The following is a 16,415-nucleotide window of genomic DNA, read 5'->3' as shown; positions in this document are numbered from 1 at the left end:
ATTCAAAATTGCATGACAACCTCAAATTATCTGTGGCAAGCAAATCAAGACTTAAGCGAAGCTTGTCTGCAACATCTTTTTGTCAGAGGGATTGCTGACGGCAGCCTCCCCCAAAATAGTTTTGCATATTACGTTGCACAAGACGCATTTTTTCTCGGAGCATTTGCTCGCGCTTACAGTATCGCTGCGGCAAAAGCACCCGACTGGGAGGGGTTTGAAATCCTCCACAATCTCGGCAGCGGCGTTGTAGAAGAACTTCGCTTGCATCAAGGATATGCAGCCAAATGGGGTGTAAACTTGCAAGAGGCAAAACCGGGAATCGCTACCCGCCGCTACACTGATTTTTTATTAGCGACAGCCTGGGGAAGCGGTGTAGGTTTGACAGCAGCAGCGATGACTCCTTGCTTGCGTTTGTATGCTTTTTTGGGACAGCAGCTAGCTCAACCTAATATACCGGAACACGCCTTTAGCGACTGGATTTCTACCTATAGCAGCCCTGATTTTGAGATTTTAGCCAAACGACTGGAAAGTTTGGTCGATCGCTACGCAGAAGCTGAGCCAGAAGTAGAAGCAACCTATCGCTACGCTATGCTGTGCGAAAGAGACTTTTTTCAGGCAGCTTGGGAAATAGAGTAAATTAAGTTGATGGAAAAGATATGGATAAGAATCTTAAGCTACCTACGCCCAAGCCGCAAATTTAACAGCCATGTCTAGCAGTAATGTAGCAAATAATGTCATAACAGCATATCCCACCGAGGCTGACTGCTCAACACTAAACCGAGTCCGATAGAGAGCGACACAATGCCGTAAGCGTAGCGGTGAACCGATTGCAGAGCACCGGAGTTTATCGCTATGGCTGCTAAAGAGCAAAAACCGCAACAGACGACTGTCCAAGCTGTCAGCAAAAAGTAGGTATCAGCGCCAGTCCCCGCCCCCTAGTACCAGTCGTCAAAGCTCCCCAAAAAGTCGCCCAAATATACTCGCCCCTCTCAAAATATCGCAATGCAGATGCTGTCAGGAACAAAAACAATCCTTCTGTATATATGACAGTAGAAAATAGCGAAAACCGACACCATACAAGCACAGAAGTATTCCACTTAGCTGCATTGGTATTGTATAGCTGTTCTACCCAAAACTAGACCAGCAATAATACACCCAGAAATGCCAAACTATTAATTAGTACCCCTGCTAGTTCCACTTGGATTCCAATAGCAGTCAACCCGCGCATCAGAAAAGGAAACAGCGGATAAAAAGCCACAGAATGGTGCTGCCCGTCAATCGATTTTCGATTTTCGATTTTCGATTTTCGATTGACTTGCGCGAGATAAATGCGGGGGACGCAAGGATTTTCGATTTTCGATTTGGGATCGATCCCACTGATCGATCGCGTGGCAGGTACCACCTTTGAAATTCTTGGTCATCTGCATAGGAGTAGCCTAAAGTAGCGATTTCGACGTACCATTTACCGTCCCAGTGCGAAAACAGTTCCCACCCGCTTTTGGGAAGGAAGCCGCTTACAAAACCCCGAGGCCGCCGAATCGCATACACGGGGGAGTTTTTGCACGCTAAAGGAGCAATTAGCTGCATCCCGATCGGCTTAGAAACCACATAACAGCGACAAAAATTAACCAGTCCCGGCTTTAGGAGCGATCCCGGCGCGGACTTACTTTTAGCAGTAAATCAGTATTTGTCATGGCTTAAACAGCGCAAGAATTTTGATTTAAAACTAAAGTACAGCCCTCCCAAATATATACGTAAGTACAGCCCTACTGCTAATTTTAGCGTCCGAGTTTATTGGGAATGCCTTCGCAGCCACCGGGAATAGTCTCTCTCGACTTCGAGCCGCACCAAGCGCAACAGTAATAGCGTTGCTCCTCCGACAGGCGCTTGACAGCGGTGAAATCAGCTCGTTCAATCACGGTGCCGGTATATTCGCCCGTTTGATAGTTGGGAACTTCGGTACGGCTGCGGGGAGATGCAGTTTCTGGCGAGCCGTAAAATAATATGGCGGCTCTCATGTCGGCGCGAGCGAGATTGGCGTCGTACAAGACAGCGCGCGAGAGATTGGCTTTCACCAAATCGCACTTGCTGAGATTGGCCCGGACGAGGTTAGCTTCGCTCAAATCCGTCCACCGCAAGTCAGTGTTGCCCATGTCAGCACCCGCTAACATCACATTTAAATCGATGACGCGGACGCCGTGATCTCGATCTTCAGCATAGCCGCCGTCGCCGTCAAGGATGGGGCGGCCTAAAAGCCGATCGCGCTTGAGAGGAGTAACCAATCTCGACTGCGACAAAAACCGGAGAATTTTAGCTTTACCTTCGGCATCTACACTGCTCATAATGGCAGCGGTGCGGCCTTCTGCGATCGCCCTTTCCTGCGGCCAGTCTTCCAAAAACCCTTGTTCGTCAAGGGCTAAGTCGGAAACCCCTTGAAAATAAGCATCGATCGTTTGCTGCTGCGTAATTCGATTTTGTTGAATCGTCAAATCTTTCGAGATCACGTACTGCCGCCAAGCCACGTAAACGCCCAAAATTGCGATCAAAATTTGGCCCAAAGCGCCGATCAACTCGCCGAGAGCCCCGATGGCGTCCCAGTTGATTTGGATGTTGCGGCTTCCCGGTTGAGTATTAGTACCGCTGAGCATCAGCAAGCCAACAATCCCAGCTAAAAGCCCGAAGCAGGCGACGATCAGCGTGCGCCAAGTCGGCGGAATTACCTGCGCCCAGATTTTGCCCCAACTCGGCCACATCAGCCGCAGCGATATCCCGATCGCACCGATAGCCCCGATTAAGCCCAGCCAAATGTTGTCATTGGCCAGTCCAAAAATCATCGCTGCAATTGCCCCCAGAGTCAGCACCGACCCCGACATCTCAGCAGTCGTTTGTGCAGGCGGCGGCGACAATAAAACCTTGCGGGTTGGAGGCGGCGGCGGCAGCGGTTTTTCCGGTTTAGCAGTAGCGACGATTGTCGCTGGTTCAGGTGGCAAACTAGGGCTCCCACCGTTAAGACTTTGTACAGTCACGTTCGACTCTGGAGGATTGGGTTGAGAAGAGTTTGGTTCTTGTGTCATGCGTTGAGGCAAATTCTAACTGTGGCCGGTCAATAAAACGATTTTAACCAACCAAGCAGGATTCTAGATAGCATTACAATAGAAATATCCACTAATTGCACTCAAAAAGGTAACATAATATGACACTGGTGCTGCCCAATCTGCAAGGCAAACAAATGGGTCAAGTTCTTACAACAATCACCGTAACGAATCGCATCGATCAAGTCCTAGCTGAGCGTGGGTTCATTCCTGCGGCTGAAATTCGTTCATTAACTCTCGATAAAGTTTTAGTAGATACCGGAGCCACTCTGCTTGCCTTACCAGCTTCCATTATCAGCCAGTTAGGTTTGAGCCAACTTGGAGAAACCAATGTAGAAACTGCTGCGGGGGTGAAGAAAGGGCGGATTTTTCAAGATATTATGCTTGAACTTGAAGGGCGACAAGCAGTGTTTGACTGCCTGGAAATGCCCGAAGGAGTTGATGCAGTTTTGCTGGGCGTGATTCCGATGGAAAGGCTAGGCTTAGAACCAGATTTAAAAAATCAACGGCTGCGAGTATTGCCGATGAATGAAGAACAAACATATCTGATGGTTTAATATTCGAGCGGACGAAACAGCCCAAAAATGTACCATAAAATGCACTCAAAGAGGTAACATAATTATGACACTCGTACTCCCCAATCTTCAAAGCAAACAAATGGGTCAAGTTCTCACAACAATCGCCGTCACAAATTTTATCGACCTAGTTATGGCCGAACGGGGATTCATTTCTGCTGAGGAAGTTCGCTCTGTGACGATCGATAATGTGATTGTCGATACCGGAGCAACTCTGCTTTCCTTGCCAGCTCCCATTATTAGCCAACTAGGTTTAAAACAAGTAGGAGAAAGAGATGTAGAAACATCGGCTGGCATCAAAAAAGGTCGAATTTTTGCAGGCGCTCAAATTATTGTAGAGGGGAGAGAAGGCAGATTTGATTGTTTAGAATTGCCCGAAGGCGTTTCTGCTGTTTTGTTGGGCGTGATTCCAATGGAAGAACTAGGCTTAGAACCTGATTTGAAAAATCGACGGTTGCGAGTATTGCCGATGAACAATCAGCAAACATATCTGATGGGTTAGTCGATCGGCGTTTACCGCAGCACAAACCTCTCCCATGTGCCTATCATGTCCAGTCAATCGATTTTAGATTTTAGAATTGAAGCCTTGACCCCACGGATGAATCCGAGGGCTTGTATCCTGGATGCTTGATTGTCAATTACCGCCCTCAAAAATGTTTATAGTGAAGACTAAAATTATCAAAAAAATTAGAACACTAAAGTCCTCAATAAAAACAATTTTATTTATTGGTTTGATGTAGCATAATATCATCAGCGATAAAAAAATCTACCCAAAAAACTTTATCTTGGGGTAGATGTAAGTTTTTTACCATACATCTAGCGAGCCAAATAAGCCTTGAGCAAATACACGCCAACCGTCGCAAATATCAAAACAATTATCCCCAAAACCAACTCCACACTAAACCTTTGAACATTGCCCAAGGTGACAAGAATTTGCTGGCGCACCACAAAGGCTAACAGCCAGCAAATCTCCGCCTTCAGCCAAACCAAAAGCCCTCGCCCCAACAGATATTGCCGGCGAGCGTTCTCAGAAGTAATCGGTACCGGATAGTTAAAAGTATGCGGATAGCGCGATACCGCAGTTAAAACCGCAAAAATAATGGCAGCCACTGCCGGCATCATCCAAATTGTTACCTTGTCGGCCCAAGCATCAGGCAGCCCCCCCAAGCCGAAATGAATCGGAATTCGATCGGGCAAAACCGCCCAAAACTTGACAATCGGCAAAACAGCCAGCAAAAGCGCGATCGCAGCTAAAACCTCTACCGCCACTAAAACAGGCGAAAGCCCCAGAGAAATAACCGGCCGTTGGTTTGGTGCGTTTCCAGTCATGGCTACTTAAAATTAGATTAATATTGAAAATAATAGTATTGGTTCCAATTTCATCCCCCAACAGCTTTCGTTGGGGGTTTCCAAACATCCCGCGAGGTTCTATGACGGCTCAGGTCTTGATTGAAAAGAAAAAGTTAGAAAAACCGCCCCTAACAATACACACATTAGGCGATCGCGTCCTGCGGCAGCCAGCCAAGCGCGTCAAAAGCGTCGATGCAGAAATTCGGCAGCTAGTCCGAGAAATGCTGCAAACCATGTACAGTGCCGACGGTATCGGTTTGGCAGCCCCCCAAGTCGGAGTCCACAAACAAGTAATCGTCCTCGACTGCGACCCGGAAAACCCCGCCACACCCCCAATGGTTTTGATCAACCCCACCATCAAAAGTAGCAGCGGCGATATCTGCATCTTGCAAGAAGGGTGTTTGAGCATTCCGGGAGTTTATTTAGAAGTCAAACGCCCAGAAGTCATTGAAGTCTCCTACCGCGACGAATACGGCCGCCCGCAAACCCTGATAGCAACAGACTTACTGTCGAGGGCAATTCAGCACGAAATGGATCACCTCAACGGAGTGCTGTTTGTAGACAGAGTTGAAAACAAGCTGGCACTGAATGAAGCATTAGTCAAGCAAAAATTTTCGCCAAAGGCAGTAAAATCAGTATGATGGCAGGAACTCCGAAAAGTGGTTTACTCTTAGCTCTTTCGTGCATCGCGGCGATCGCCGCAGTCGGCTCCATCTTTGAGCTGTCCTCGGGAGAAGCTCAACTCGGCAATTTAGTCACCGGCATCATCCTCGCCCTCAGCGTACCGCTAACTGGCATATTTTTCTATGCAGCCGTTCAGGATGCCAGAGCCAATCTATAAGCAAAGTCATTAGTGATGAGTTATTAGTCTGTAGTTATTAGTCTTTAGCTAACAACTAATAACTATTGAATAAAAATTGCCGATAAATAACATCAGCTAACAGCTCGCGAGCTCATGACTAATCACTGTGGAATAAAGACTGCCCAAAAATAACATCAGCTAACAGCTCGCGAGCTCATCACTAATGACTAATGACTGATGACTCATAACTCATGACTAATGAAATCGCATTTCTGCGACAAGTGCCAGCTAAAGGTCTTGCGGGAGCGCCAGCGTACAATTACCAACTTTCTGAAGATGGGGAAGTCGTTATCGGACGCGATCGCAATTGTCAAATAACTTTAGAGTCGATCGCCCACGGCATGGTTTCCCGCCGCCACGCCGCAGTCCGTCCCCTAACTCAGGGTACTTTGACGAGATGGGAAATTTGCGACCTTAACAGCGCTAACGGAACTTATATCAACGGGAAAAAGCTCCCGGGCTGCCAAATTTTAGAAACAGGCGATCGCATCAGTCTCGGCCTTGACGGCCCTGAATTCATCTTTGAATCTCCCGTAACCCCTCCCCAAAATAAACCCGAATTCCCCGCACTAACAACGGGCAATTTTGCAGTAAGTGAAAAGGAAACTCTCACTTTAACTCAATTATTCCCGATCGCCTCCACTGGCAAAGAATTAAGCCAAAAAGCTTACTTATATCCAGGTATTGCCACAGTTGTTGTTGTCGTGTCGATGTTTGTGGCAGTTGGAAATTCCGCAGCATTCAATTTGCTGCTGTCAGCTTACCTCGCCGGTGCGGCTTACTACTTTATCTATCAACTGTGCGGCAAACACAAGCCTTGGTGGGTATTGCTCGGTTCGGCGTTAGCTACAGTCCTGATTGTGATCGGCCCCTTATTGATAGGATTTATATTCGTATTTAGAGAAATTTTGCCCGGCAGCCTGCCAACCGAAGGCGAAACAATCAGTTTTTTGCCTTTTTTAATCCGAATGTTTTTCGGGGCGGGTCTAATGGAAGAATTGCTGAAAGCCCTGCCCGTTTTGGGAGCGATGCTGCTGGGAAATTGGCTGCGAAATCCGTGGCGCGATCGAATCGGTGTTTGGGAACCTTTAGACGGAATTCTGTTAGGAAGTGCCTCGGCAGTCGGCTTTACACTGTTAGAAACTCTGGGGCAGTACGTTCCCAATGTCATCCAAAATGTCACCCTGCAAGCAGGGCCGGACGCCGGACAATTAGTAGGATTGCAGTTGCTAATTCCCCGCATTTTGGGTTCAGCCGCCGGACACATGGCTTACAGCGGCTATTTGGGATATTTTATCGGTTTGAGCGCCCTCAAACCCCGGAAGCGCTGGCAAATTTTGGGCGTAGGTTATTTCAGCGCTTCGGCACTTCACGCTTTGTGGAATGCGTCAGGAGCCGCCAGCGTACTTTTGCTGGCATTGGTGGGAGTTTTGTCCTATGCGTTTTTGGTAGCCGCGATTTTGAAAGCCCGGGCTCTGTCTCCGAATCGGGAGCAAAATTTTGCAACTCGAATATTTTCTGAAGGTAGAAGGTAGGAGATCGAGTTTTGAATTTTAAGATTGCTTGCTTCTTCTAGCAATTGTGAGGCGATGGGCATTAATCACCTAATTCCAATACAATAAATGGAATTTTTTGTCAATACGTAATTCCTAGAAATTTTACCGTCTGCCGTCTGTTTTCTGCCGTCTGCCGTCTGTTTTCTGCCGTCTTGATTCTTGCTTCTCTTAGAAATTCTTCACAAATAGTTTGACTGTGGTACTATCTGGATGGCTGTGAGTAGCTTAGGGAAGCCAACGGGCTTGATTCCTGTGGTGGAGGAGAATCCAGGAGTGCTAGATAGGATGTCATTGGGATACGCAAACGTTTTCGGCCAGCGAAGTCAACCCGAACCCCTCCGCATTGGGGTGATTGGGGTTGGCAATATGGGCCAGCACCACACGCGAGTTCTGAGCTTGCTAAAAGATATCGAACTCGTGGGTGTTGCAGATATAAATGTAGAGCGGGGAATAGATGTAGCAAGCAAATACCGGGTTCGCTTCTTTGAAGACTACCGGGATTTGCTCGCCCACGTAGATGCAGTTTGCGTCGCCGTTCCAACTCGCCTGCACCACCCTGTGGGGATGTCTTGTCTCCAAGCGGGTGTTCACGTTTTAATTGAAAAGCCGATCGCGGCTAGCATTGCCGAAGCCGAATCTTTGGTCAACGCGGCTGCTGAGGCCCACCGGATTTTGCAAGTGGGTCACATTGAGCGCTTCAATCCAGCTTTTCAGGAACTCGGCAAAGTGCTGAAAACTGAAGAGTTACTGGCATTGGAAGCTCACCGGATGAGTCCCTATTCCCAGCGGGCTAACGACGTATCTGTAGTTTTGGATCTAATGATCCACGACATCGACTTGCTCCTGGAATTGGCAGATTCGCAAGTGGTGAAGCTGACCGCCAGCGGCAGCAGGGCATCAGATTCAGGTTATTTAGACTACGTGACAGCGACGCTGAACTTTGCTAACGGCATTGTGGCCACCCTGACGGCCAGCAAGGTGACGCACCGCAAACTCCGTTCAATCGCGGCTCACTGCAAAAATTCTCTGACAGAGGCAGATTTTCTCAACAACGAAATCTTGATTCACCGACAAACAACCGCCAATTACGTGACGGATTACGGTCAGGTGCTTTACCGTCAAGATGGGTTGATCGAGAAAGTTTACACCAGCAATATTGAACCGCTCCACGCAGAGTTGGAGCATTTTATTAATTGCGTGCGGGGTGGAAATCAGCCTTCTGTGGGAGGAGAACAAGCTCTCAAAGCTCTGCGGCTTGCGAGTTCGATCGAGCAAATGGCTCTCGACGGTCAAGCTTGGTATCCCAAAGAGCTAGAGTCTACTTTGCAAGTTAGCTAAATCGAGACAAATCGTGTCGTTTCCGGCTGCTTCTACAGTTTGGGTTTGTTGTTCGTTGAAAAGGGTAACTGTTCCCGCGCAACCGGATTCGATATCAGTCGATTTGAGATTTGAGATTTGAGATTTTAGATTGACTCCACAGATCGATCTGGGGGCTTGATTTGTCGATTCCAGATTTGAGATTGTAGATTTGAGATTGACTCCATATCCTCTATTGGGGGATTAAACTGTCGATTTGAGATTTGAGATTTCAGATGAGAAATTGACTCCACAGATGAATTTGGGGGCTTGAACTAAGGTTTAAATTTTTTTGCTCTCCACAACCTAAGTCGGGGGCAAGTATCCGTTTTTGGGTGAAATCACGATTTGTGCCAAAAAAGAGCAACTATTTGACGACTGATGGTTTTGCTAACTAGCTGATTTCCTTGAGGGCTCAGGTGAATGCTGTCTCGATACAAAGTTGGAAGTTGCGCCGCACAATTGAAAATGGGAAGAAAATCTATGTAAGTAATTTTCTCTGTTTCCACGAGTTCGGCGAGACGCTCTCTAGCCTTGACTTCCCAGTCGCGAGGGCCAAGGTCGCCGAATTCGCCCAGCTTGGGCGTCACCGCAAGCAAAAACGGGATGTTGGCGGATCTAGCTATTTTCTGGATGTGGCAAATAGCTTCTAAGTTGCAGCCGACTACATCTGGGCTTTCGACTCTGGGTGCTGTTAATTGGCGAGCCGGCAATGCTGGTAGCAGGTAGCGGCTCAATAACTGTAGCGTAGCCGATCGGGGTTTGCGATCCGGGTAAGAGCGATCGCGGCCCACAACCTCCCCACAGGGAGCGGATGCAAACAAATCGTCCGTATTGAGCAGCAACACCAAAGCCTTGGCCCCAAAAACACCGAACCGCTTGGCGTAAGCAAGTTGATTCCTCGGCCCCCAAGAATTGGCTGAGGCGTTGAGAACTTCAAAATCTGAATAGTTGACTTTTGAAGCTAATTGTGCATCGCTCGCCAGATTCTGTACTTGCAGTCTCAACTGCCGAGTCATAATTTCCGAGATCGTATTGGTCTGATGTGTCCACCAACCGCCGTTGGCGACAGAATCTCCCAACAGCAAGACACGCAGAGTTTCTGGAGGGGGTATCGGGGCGATCGCTCCAGTACGCATCGAATACTCGTTAATCTCAATCCGGTTGCCTAAGCGGCGCACCCTCTGGTTGGGTGCCAACAAATAGCCGCACTCGGCATCGGCAATGTAAATCAAGGGATTGCCAAAACCCAGCAGCCCCCGCAGCAGCACTTCGATTGCTGCCCACAATCCTGCGGTGACAGCCAAAATTATGAGAACAACTTTCAACAATTAACCTCGAGCGAAAACGAAAAACTGCTGCTGAATTCGGGGTTTTAGCAACTTAGCCGCGCGATTTAGTCAACCGAATCGCCCCCGTGGATATAGAATTCTAGAATATACCGTCAAAATCCGCCGTCAGCCGTCAGTGAACTTGGTGGTTTCAGGAAAACCCGTGGACTTAAAACAAATATTCAAAACGCCGAATCCCATAATCGGTGTCGTACATTTACAGCCTTTGCCAACTTCTCCCCGCTGGGGGGGGAACCTCAAAGCTATTATCGGAAGAGCCGAGCAAGAGGCTACAGCGCTGGCTTCTGGCGGCGCAAACGGTATCATAGTCGAGAACTTTTTCGACGCCCCCTTTGCCAAAGACACCGTAGATCCGGCTGTGGTAAGTGCGATGACTCTGGTAGTCGAGAGGCTAACAAATCTGGTGACGCTGCCGATCGGCGTTAACGTGCTACGAAACGACGCCCACAGCGCGATCGCCATCGCCTCCTGCACTGGTGCCCAATTCATCCGCGTCAACGTCCTCAACGGCATCATGGCTACAGACCAAGGCTTAATTGAAGGCCAAGCTCACCAGCTACTGCGCTACCGCCGGGAATTGGGCAGCGATGTCAAAATATTAGCGGACGTGTTAGTCAAGCACGGGCGACCCCTAGGCAGCCCCAACTTGACCGCAGCCGTCTCTGAGACGATCGGGCGGGCTTTAGCCGACGCCGTGATCCTTTCCGGCTGGACAACCGGCAGCCCTCCCAATCTCGAAGACTTAGAACTTGCGAGTGCAGCAGCGGCGGGAATTCCAGTTTTCATCGGCAGCGGCGCCTCGTGGGAAAACATTTCCACCCTTATGCAGGCCGCTGACGGTGTTATTGTATCGAGCTCCCTGAAGCGAAACGGCCGCATCGAGCAGCCGATCGATCCGATCCGCGTCAGTCAGTTTGTAGAAGCCGCCCGCCGCAGCTTGTCACAGAAAGAGCGCGAACAGGAAAACAGAGACGCTAATGGCTCCAGAGGGCCAACACAGGAACCGGGCAAAGTCACAAATAAAACGTAAAATGGGAATGGGTAATCGGTAATCGGTAATTGGTAATCGGTAACGAGTAATAGCTGAAAACTAAGAGCTAACACTGAAAAAAAGCACCAATTATCAATTCCCAATTCCCAATTCCCAATTCCCAATTCCCTTGATAGACGACACCGAAGTCAGGGATAGCTGTTGTTTATTCTGACTTCTGACTTCTGACTTCTTTCCTTAAAATTCATCCCTTAAATCCGTTAAATCCCGTACATTGCTCGTTGCCGAACTTCCTTCTTCCTTCAACGTCCCAATTCCCAATTACCACTTACCAAATCAAAAAATGATTCGCCGACGTTCAACCCCTTGGATTCATCGCTGGTCTAGGACTGTGATGGCAGCGATCGCAGCCATCGGCGTCGTAGAAACGGCCTATCTGACGATCGCTAAATTCACGACAGGCTCGGTCATTTGTCCCACCAGCGGCTGCGACAAAGTTCTCAACAGTCCCTACGCTACAGTAAGCGGCACAGTGCCTTTAAGTTTGTTAGGCTGTCTGGCTTACCTGAGCATAGCAATCCTGGCATTGGCCCCCAAAGCTGTAAATCCCGACACCAAGAAAGGACTGCACTCTCAACTAGAAAATAAAACTTGGCAAGCGCTATTTATCATCACCGCTGCGATGGTAATTTTCAGCAGCTATTTGATGTATTTGATGGCTTTTGAAATTCAGGAACTGTGCATTTACTGCGTCACTTCTGCCTTATTTTCGCTGTCGCTGTTTGTGCTGGTGCTAGTCGGGCGCGAGTGGGAAGATATCGGACAGTTGTTGTTTACAGGCATTTTGGTGGCAATGGTGAGTTCGATCGGCGCTTTGGGACTCTACAACAGCGTGCGATCGCCTGCTGCTTCTGTCTCTACCCCCGGAATTGTACCCCCTGCCGTCACTACAACCTCCGGCCCGGCACAACTTGCTTTGGCCCGCCACCTCCGAGAAATCGGCGCTAAAGAGTACGGCGCTTACTGGTGTCCCCACTGCCACGACCAAAAAATGCTGTTCGGCAAAGAAGCAGCCAAAATAATTGATTATTTTGAATGCGATCCCCGGGGGCAAAATTCCCGCGCAGAAATTTGCCAAGCTGCTGCTGCGAATGTTAAAGGTTTCCCGACTTGGGAGATTAAAGGTCAGTTTTATTCTGGGACGCAATCTTTGGAGAAACTCGCTGAGTTATCGGGTTACACCGGCCCGCGCAACTTTCAAAACTGACAGAAAAGTTTGAGATTTTAGATGGCAAATTTTAGATTGATTGGCACGAAATATCCTAATTTTTAAAGGATTTTATCGTTCGATAGTGCTGAGAAATCAATCTAAAATCTCCCATCTAGAATTAATCAAAAATTAGTAAAAACTAGGTAGATAGCGGTGAACACAAAAATATAATACGCTGAAACCCGTGTTGCTAAGCTTTTTAAGTTTGATTGTGTACCTCATCTATTCAAGCATCTCTATAGCAACCGCACGAGACGTTGAGAAAGTTATTAATTGGTGAAACCATTGCGGTCGATAGTAACTTCAGTCTTTATTCTTTCTTCTTCCTTCTTTCTTGTTCCTTCTGCCATACACAAAAACTCAAGAAACCTGGTTTATGCTTCCAGACAGATTTTAAAAATCACATATTTTGGTTGACAAACCCAGTTTCTGCTGTTGAAGCCCGATCGTACCGAAAAATCAAAAAATCTCAAATCGACTCGCCCGAACCGAAAAACCAAAAAATTGGATAATCTAAAATCTAACATCTAAAATCTCAAATCGACTGAGCAGATCGCCCCGAGATGTAAAAGCTATGTGTGGTAGTAGCCTAGAAGCTCGAAGGGCGAGGCAAAATCCCAAAATATGCTAAAAAATTTCAAAAAATGGGTCGATCGAGAACGCCGAGTGTTGATTACTGCGAGTGCCGTTGCCGGTACGGTGATTGTAATGCGCTGGTTCGGATTTTTTCAGGTGTGGGAATGGGCTGCTTTCGACCACTTTGTGCGCTGGCGGCCGGCCGAACCAATTGACTCGCGCATCGCCATTGTAGAAATTAAGGAAGCTGACTTGCAAAAATACGGCTACCCAATTTCGGATGCTGTATTGGCTCAATTGCTGCAAAAATTGCACGCTGGCAAGCCGCGGGCGATCGGCCTCGACGTTTACCGAGATCTGCCAACTCAACCGGGTAACGCCGAATTGCTCAAAACGTTTAAAACTATTCCCAACCTAATCGGCATTGAGTTGATGCCGGACGAAACTCGGTTGGGAGTGCGACCGCCTCCGGTACTTGACCAGCTCGATCGAATCGGTTTCAACAATGTTGTCATCGACGCTGATGGAAAAGTGCGCCGAACTTTGCTCTACGGTTGGCCAGGAGACGGCAAAACTCATCAAAGTTTCGCTCTCAGACTGGCTTTGCTTTACCTCAAAAGCGAAAAAATTTCCCCTAAACCATCAAAAGGCTATCCCAAATACTTGCAGTTAGGCAAAGGGGTTTTTCGACCTTTTCAACCGAATGACGGTGCTTATGTTCGATCGGACAGCCGCGGCTATCAAATTTTGACCAACCTGCGCGGCCCGCGAGGCAGTTTTCGCACTGCATCGATGGGCGACGTGCTTTCGGGCAAAGTACCCGCTGATTTTGTGCGGTCGCGTGCTGTCTTGATCGGCTCAAATGCCCCCAGCCTCAAAGACTTTTACCAAAATTCTTACAGTTCCGGTTTGTTTGCCCCTCCCCAGCAAATACCGGGAGTCGAGCTTCAGGCTCATTTCTTGAGCCAAATTTTGAGTGCTGCCCTAGACGGACGCGGGGGTATCAATGTCTGGCCAGAGGCTGCGGAGTTGCTGTGGATTTTACTTTGGTCTTGGGCGGGAGCAAATGTGAGTTGGAATTTGCGATCGCTTGGTCGATCGGCTTACTGTTTATTAAGTATCTGTCTAGGTCTGAGTGCCAGTTTATACTTAGCATTTTTAGCAGGTTGGTGGCTACCGTTAATTCCTCCCATCCTCAGTCTTGTGGGTTCTGGTGTCGCAGTTGTGGGTTATCTGGCTCACTTGCAAGAAGAATTAAAACGGTCTAAAGAATTTTTACAATCGCTAATCGATACAATTCCCGACCCCATTTTTGTCAAGGATCGAAATCACCGCTGGGTTGTTTTGAATCAGGCATATTGTCGGTTTATTGGCTATCCTTTGGAAATTTTAACTTGTCGAACAGATTACGATTTATTTCCCCAAGCCGAAGCCGATATATTTTGGCAGCAAGATGAATTAGTATTGCAAACTCACCAGCCGCGAGAAAACGAAGAATATTTTACCAACGCTCACGGAATTACCCATTTAATTGCGACTAAAAGATCCCTCCACAAAGATGCTGCTGGCAACCTATTTTTAGTCGGAGCGATCCGAGATATTACCGAGCGCAAGCGCCGAGAAGATTCTCTAAAACAACAAAATGCTGAACTCAGCCACCAAGCTTATCACGATACTCTTACCGGCTTGCCCAACCGCCAAATGTTCTACGAATCCTTGCACAAGTCTCTAGAAATAGCCTCCACAAATCAGGAATTGGTAGCTTTACTCTTTTTAGATTTAGATGGATTTAAGTCAATCAACGACACTCTCGGACATAATGTGGGCGATTTGCTCTTAAAAACTGTTGCCAGTCGGCTCAAAAAATGCCTGCGCGGCAGCGATACTATCTCGCGGTTGGGCGGCGACGAATTCACAGTCATTCTCCCCGCAATTCCCGGTCGCGAGGAAGCTGCGAAAGTAGCTGAAAAAATTTGCGCTGCCATCATACAGCCTTTTATTTTAGAAGAACATACAGTTTCTGTAACTACAAGTATTGGCATTAGTTTGTATCCCTGTGACGGTCAAGATCCAGAGATTTTAGTCAAGAATGCCGATGCTGCGATGTATCGTGCTAAGGAACGCGGGAAAAATCAATATCAATTTTATTAATTAGGGCTTGCTGAATAAGTAAAGTTTGGCTCCCCAAGCTCAAGCTCGCTGATTCAAGGAAGCAGGTAAGTTAAGTTTTTGTTTGAATTCGTGGTCGAGAACATAAGCTTTTATAATCACCGCTCGCTCGCCAGTGGTTATTGATGAAAATTGACACAAAAAAAGCCACAATAACCTTTTGAATCCTGCAACAAGGTTCATGACTAAAAAAGTAATCGCAATAGTTGTTTGGGATGTATTATCAAGTTTAGTCATCACTCGATCGAGATTAAATCTACGTTTCGCTTGCCCAAATTTCCCCTCGATAGCTTGACGAACTCTCTCATCTTCTTTTGTTTGCTTCTTTTTTTCTTTACTTACATTCGTGGGGCGTCTTCCCAAAGCCGGGCCACTCATCCTAATTCCTCTTTCTTTACACCACGCTCGGTTAGATCTAGTGCGATAAATCTGGTCAACATGAACCGATTCTGGATAATACCCTGTGAATTCTTTAAAAGCTTCCACTTGGGCGATTAAGTCTCCTGATTCATTAAAGTTGTCCCAGCTAATTCGATCTAAAAATACATACCCCTCAAAGCTACTTGCTGATAATTTGGCTCCGAATTCTGTATGTTTTCCTGCTTTTCCTCTAACTATGGGGCGGATGTGGGGTTGGGTTAAACTTACAATTCTATCGTCAATCCTATTTGTCTTGTGTTGGTACATCCAGTCTTGTTGTCGGTAAACTTCCTGACAGACTAGCAGGAGCTTATATTGCCGCTTACTCAAGTTGTTTAAAGTAGCTCCTAACTCGATTAATCTTTCAATGTGAGAGAGATTTCTTTTAAGGTATTGCAGTTGTTTTTTAATCGCCGTTCTTTTTTGGCTCTGTGACGGTCTGCGCTGCTTGGCAATGGATAGGTAGTCTTTACGTGCTTTATTGCGGTAGGTTCGAGGTTTTTTCGCTCCAAGGTTCTTAATCGAATTGTAGAGGATATCTACAATCTTTTCTGTTTGCATTCTTGCTCGATCGAGAATGCTTATGTCTGTGGGATAGGTAATATCGGCGCTGGCACAGGTCGCATCTAACAGTAATTTTCCTCGGAGTACACTGTCACTAGGTTCTTCTGGTTCTTTTTTGTTTGATTCAGATTGAGGGGTGGTGGCCCAGCGGTTCTTTTTTACCATTTTTTGATTCACTTTATTAACCAGATTGACGCTTATTCTTTAGACATCTCCAAAATAGTAACACTTCGTGGTAATATCACATCATAAAGCTTTTTTGACACAGAAACATGAGCGACA

The 16,415-nt window shown here is 47.3% G+C and carries 13 protein-coding genes and 1 pseudogene; 10 read left to right on the top strand and 4 right to left on the bottom strand.

Translation table 11 applies throughout. The features are described from left to right. Nucleotides 1–12 precede the first annotated feature (12 nt). Nucleotides 13–636, top strand: a complete 624-nt coding sequence (locus tag QUA99_RS19380; RefSeq protein WP_333239882.1) for a TenA family protein — start codon at nucleotides 13–15, stop codon at nucleotides 634–636. Nucleotides 637–1,778: 1,142 nt separating this feature from the next. Here the strand turns inward: QUA99_RS19380 and QUA99_RS19375 are convergent. Beyond that, a complete protein-coding gene (locus QUA99_RS19375; protein WP_333239884.1) occupies nucleotides 1,779–3,074 on the bottom strand; it encodes a pentapeptide repeat-containing protein in 1,296 nt (431 codons plus the stop codon). 119 nt (nucleotides 3,075–3,193) lie between these two features. On the opposite strand from QUA99_RS19375, the gene QUA99_RS19370 reads away from it, so the two are divergent. Continuing rightward, a complete protein-coding gene (locus QUA99_RS19370; protein ID WP_333239886.1) occupies nucleotides 3,194–3,649 on the top strand; it encodes a retroviral-like aspartic protease family protein in 456 nt (151 codons plus the stop codon). Between the two features lie 64 nt (nucleotides 3,650–3,713). Further along, nucleotides 3,714–4,169, top strand: a complete 456-nt coding sequence (locus QUA99_RS19365) for an aspartyl protease (protein WP_333239888.1) — start codon at nucleotides 3,714–3,716, stop codon at nucleotides 4,167–4,169. 314 nt (nucleotides 4,170–4,483) lie between these two features. Here the strand turns inward: QUA99_RS19365 and QUA99_RS19360 are convergent, their stop codons facing one another. Continuing rightward, nucleotides 4,484–4,996, bottom strand: a complete 513-nt coding sequence (locus QUA99_RS19360; RefSeq protein ID WP_333239890.1) for a DUF1648 domain-containing protein — start codon at nucleotides 4,994–4,996, stop codon at nucleotides 4,484–4,486. 101 nt (nucleotides 4,997–5,097) lie between these two features. Here QUA99_RS19360 and def point away from each other — a divergent pair, with 101 nt between their 5' ends. The 4 genes from def (at nucleotide 5,098) to QUA99_RS19340 (ending at nucleotide 8,773) form a co-directional block, all read left to right on the top strand. Continuing rightward, nucleotides 5,098–5,658 carry a peptide deformylase gene (gene def, locus QUA99_RS19355; protein ID WP_333239892.1) on the top strand — a complete coding sequence of 187 codons (561 nt, stop codon included), beginning with the start codon at nucleotides 5,098–5,100 and terminating at the stop codon, nucleotides 5,656–5,658. Next, nucleotides 5,658–5,858, top strand: coding sequence for a hypothetical protein (locus QUA99_RS19350; RefSeq protein ID WP_199297488.1), 201 nt, complete (start codon nucleotides 5,658–5,660; stop codon nucleotides 5,856–5,858). The genes def and QUA99_RS19350 overlap by 1 nt, the downstream gene beginning before the upstream one ends. A 212-nt stretch (nucleotides 5,859–6,070) precedes the next feature. Further along, a complete protein-coding gene (locus tag QUA99_RS19345; protein ID WP_333239894.1) occupies nucleotides 6,071–7,414 on the top strand; it encodes a PrsW family glutamic-type intramembrane protease in 1,344 nt (447 codons plus the stop codon). A 306-nt stretch (nucleotides 7,415–7,720) separates the two neighbouring features. Further along, nucleotides 7,721–8,773 (top strand): Gfo/Idh/MocA family oxidoreductase, encoded by a 1,053-nt coding sequence (locus QUA99_RS19340; RefSeq protein ID WP_333239904.1) that lies wholly within the window; start codon nucleotides 7,721–7,723, stop codon nucleotides 8,771–8,773. Between the two features lie 359 nt (nucleotides 8,774–9,132). Here QUA99_RS19340 and QUA99_RS19335 read toward each other — a convergent pair whose 3' ends face one another. Next, complete coding sequence (locus tag QUA99_RS19335; protein ID WP_333239896.1) at nucleotides 9,133–10,119, bottom strand: GDSL-type esterase/lipase family protein; 987 nt, start codon at nucleotides 10,117–10,119, stop codon at nucleotides 9,133–9,135. Between the two features lie 166 nt (nucleotides 10,120–10,285). Between QUA99_RS19335 and btpA the strand changes: the two genes are divergently transcribed. From btpA to QUA99_RS19320, 3 genes are all read left to right on the top strand, one after another. Further along, on the top strand, nucleotides 10,286–11,173 hold the full coding sequence (gene btpA / locus QUA99_RS19330) for a photosystem I biogenesis protein BtpA (protein ID WP_333239898.1): 888 nt from the start codon (nucleotides 10,286–10,288) through the stop codon (nucleotides 11,171–11,173). 304 nt (nucleotides 11,174–11,477) lie between these two features. Then, nucleotides 11,478–12,401 (top strand): vitamin K epoxide reductase family protein, encoded by a 924-nt coding sequence (locus tag QUA99_RS19325; RefSeq protein WP_333239900.1) that lies wholly within the window; start codon nucleotides 11,478–11,480, stop codon nucleotides 12,399–12,401. A gap of 627 nt (nucleotides 12,402–13,028) precedes the next feature. Continuing rightward, nucleotides 13,029–15,131: a CHASE2 domain-containing protein gene (locus tag QUA99_RS19320; RefSeq protein WP_333239902.1), complete on the top strand. Its 2,103-nt coding sequence runs from the start codon at nucleotides 13,029–13,031 to the stop codon at nucleotides 15,129–15,131. Nucleotides 15,132–15,170: 39 nt separating this feature from the next. On the opposite strand, the pseudogene QUA99_RS19315 reads toward QUA99_RS19320, so the two are convergent. Continuing rightward, nucleotides 15,171–16,337: pseudogene (locus QUA99_RS19315) on the bottom strand (IS5 family transposase); the annotation flags it as partial. Nucleotides 16,338–16,415 lie beyond the last annotated feature (78 nt).

This window comes from Microcoleus sp. F10-B2 (assembly GCF_036704965.1).
Taxonomy (GTDB): domain Bacteria; phylum Cyanobacteriota; class Cyanobacteriia; order Cyanobacteriales; family Microcoleaceae; genus Microcoleus.
The sequence above is the reverse complement of the archived record's forward strand: the minus strand, read 5'-3'. Positions and strand labels throughout refer to the sequence as shown.

What these genes read in the sequence shown, in the direction of transcription:
- QUA99_RS19340 (WP_333239904.1), top strand. Translation starts at nt 7,721, where the DNA reads ATGTCATTGGGATACGCAAACGTTTTCGGCCAGCGAAGTCAACCCGAA.
- QUA99_RS19360 (WP_333239890.1), bottom strand. Translation starts at nt 4,996, where the DNA reads ATGACTGGAAACGCACCAAACCAACGGCCGGTTATTTCTCTGGGGCTT.
- QUA99_RS19375 (WP_333239884.1), bottom strand. Translation starts at nt 3,074, where the DNA reads ATGACACAAGAACCAAACTCTTCTCAACCCAATCCTCCAGAGTCGAAC.
- QUA99_RS19320 (WP_333239902.1), top strand. Translation starts at nt 13,029, where the DNA reads ATGCTAAAAAATTTCAAAAAATGGGTCGATCGAGAACGCCGAGTGTTG.
- QUA99_RS19345 (WP_333239894.1), top strand. Translation starts at nt 6,071, where the DNA reads ATGACTAATGAAATCGCATTTCTGCGACAAGTGCCAGCTAAAGGTCTT.
- QUA99_RS19380 (WP_333239882.1), top strand. Translation starts at nt 13, where the DNA reads ATGACAACCTCAAATTATCTGTGGCAAGCAAATCAAGACTTAAGCGAA.
- def (WP_333239892.1), top strand. Translation starts at nt 5,098, where the DNA reads ATGACGGCTCAGGTCTTGATTGAAAAGAAAAAGTTAGAAAAACCGCCC.
- QUA99_RS19325 (WP_333239900.1), top strand. Translation starts at nt 11,478, where the DNA reads ATGATTCGCCGACGTTCAACCCCTTGGATTCATCGCTGGTCTAGGACT.
- QUA99_RS19350 (WP_199297488.1), top strand. Translation starts at nt 5,658, where the DNA reads ATGGCAGGAACTCCGAAAAGTGGTTTACTCTTAGCTCTTTCGTGCATC.
- QUA99_RS19365 (WP_333239888.1), top strand. Translation starts at nt 3,714, where the DNA reads ATGACACTCGTACTCCCCAATCTTCAAAGCAAACAAATGGGTCAAGTT.
- QUA99_RS19370 (WP_333239886.1), top strand. Translation starts at nt 3,194, where the DNA reads ATGACACTGGTGCTGCCCAATCTGCAAGGCAAACAAATGGGTCAAGTT.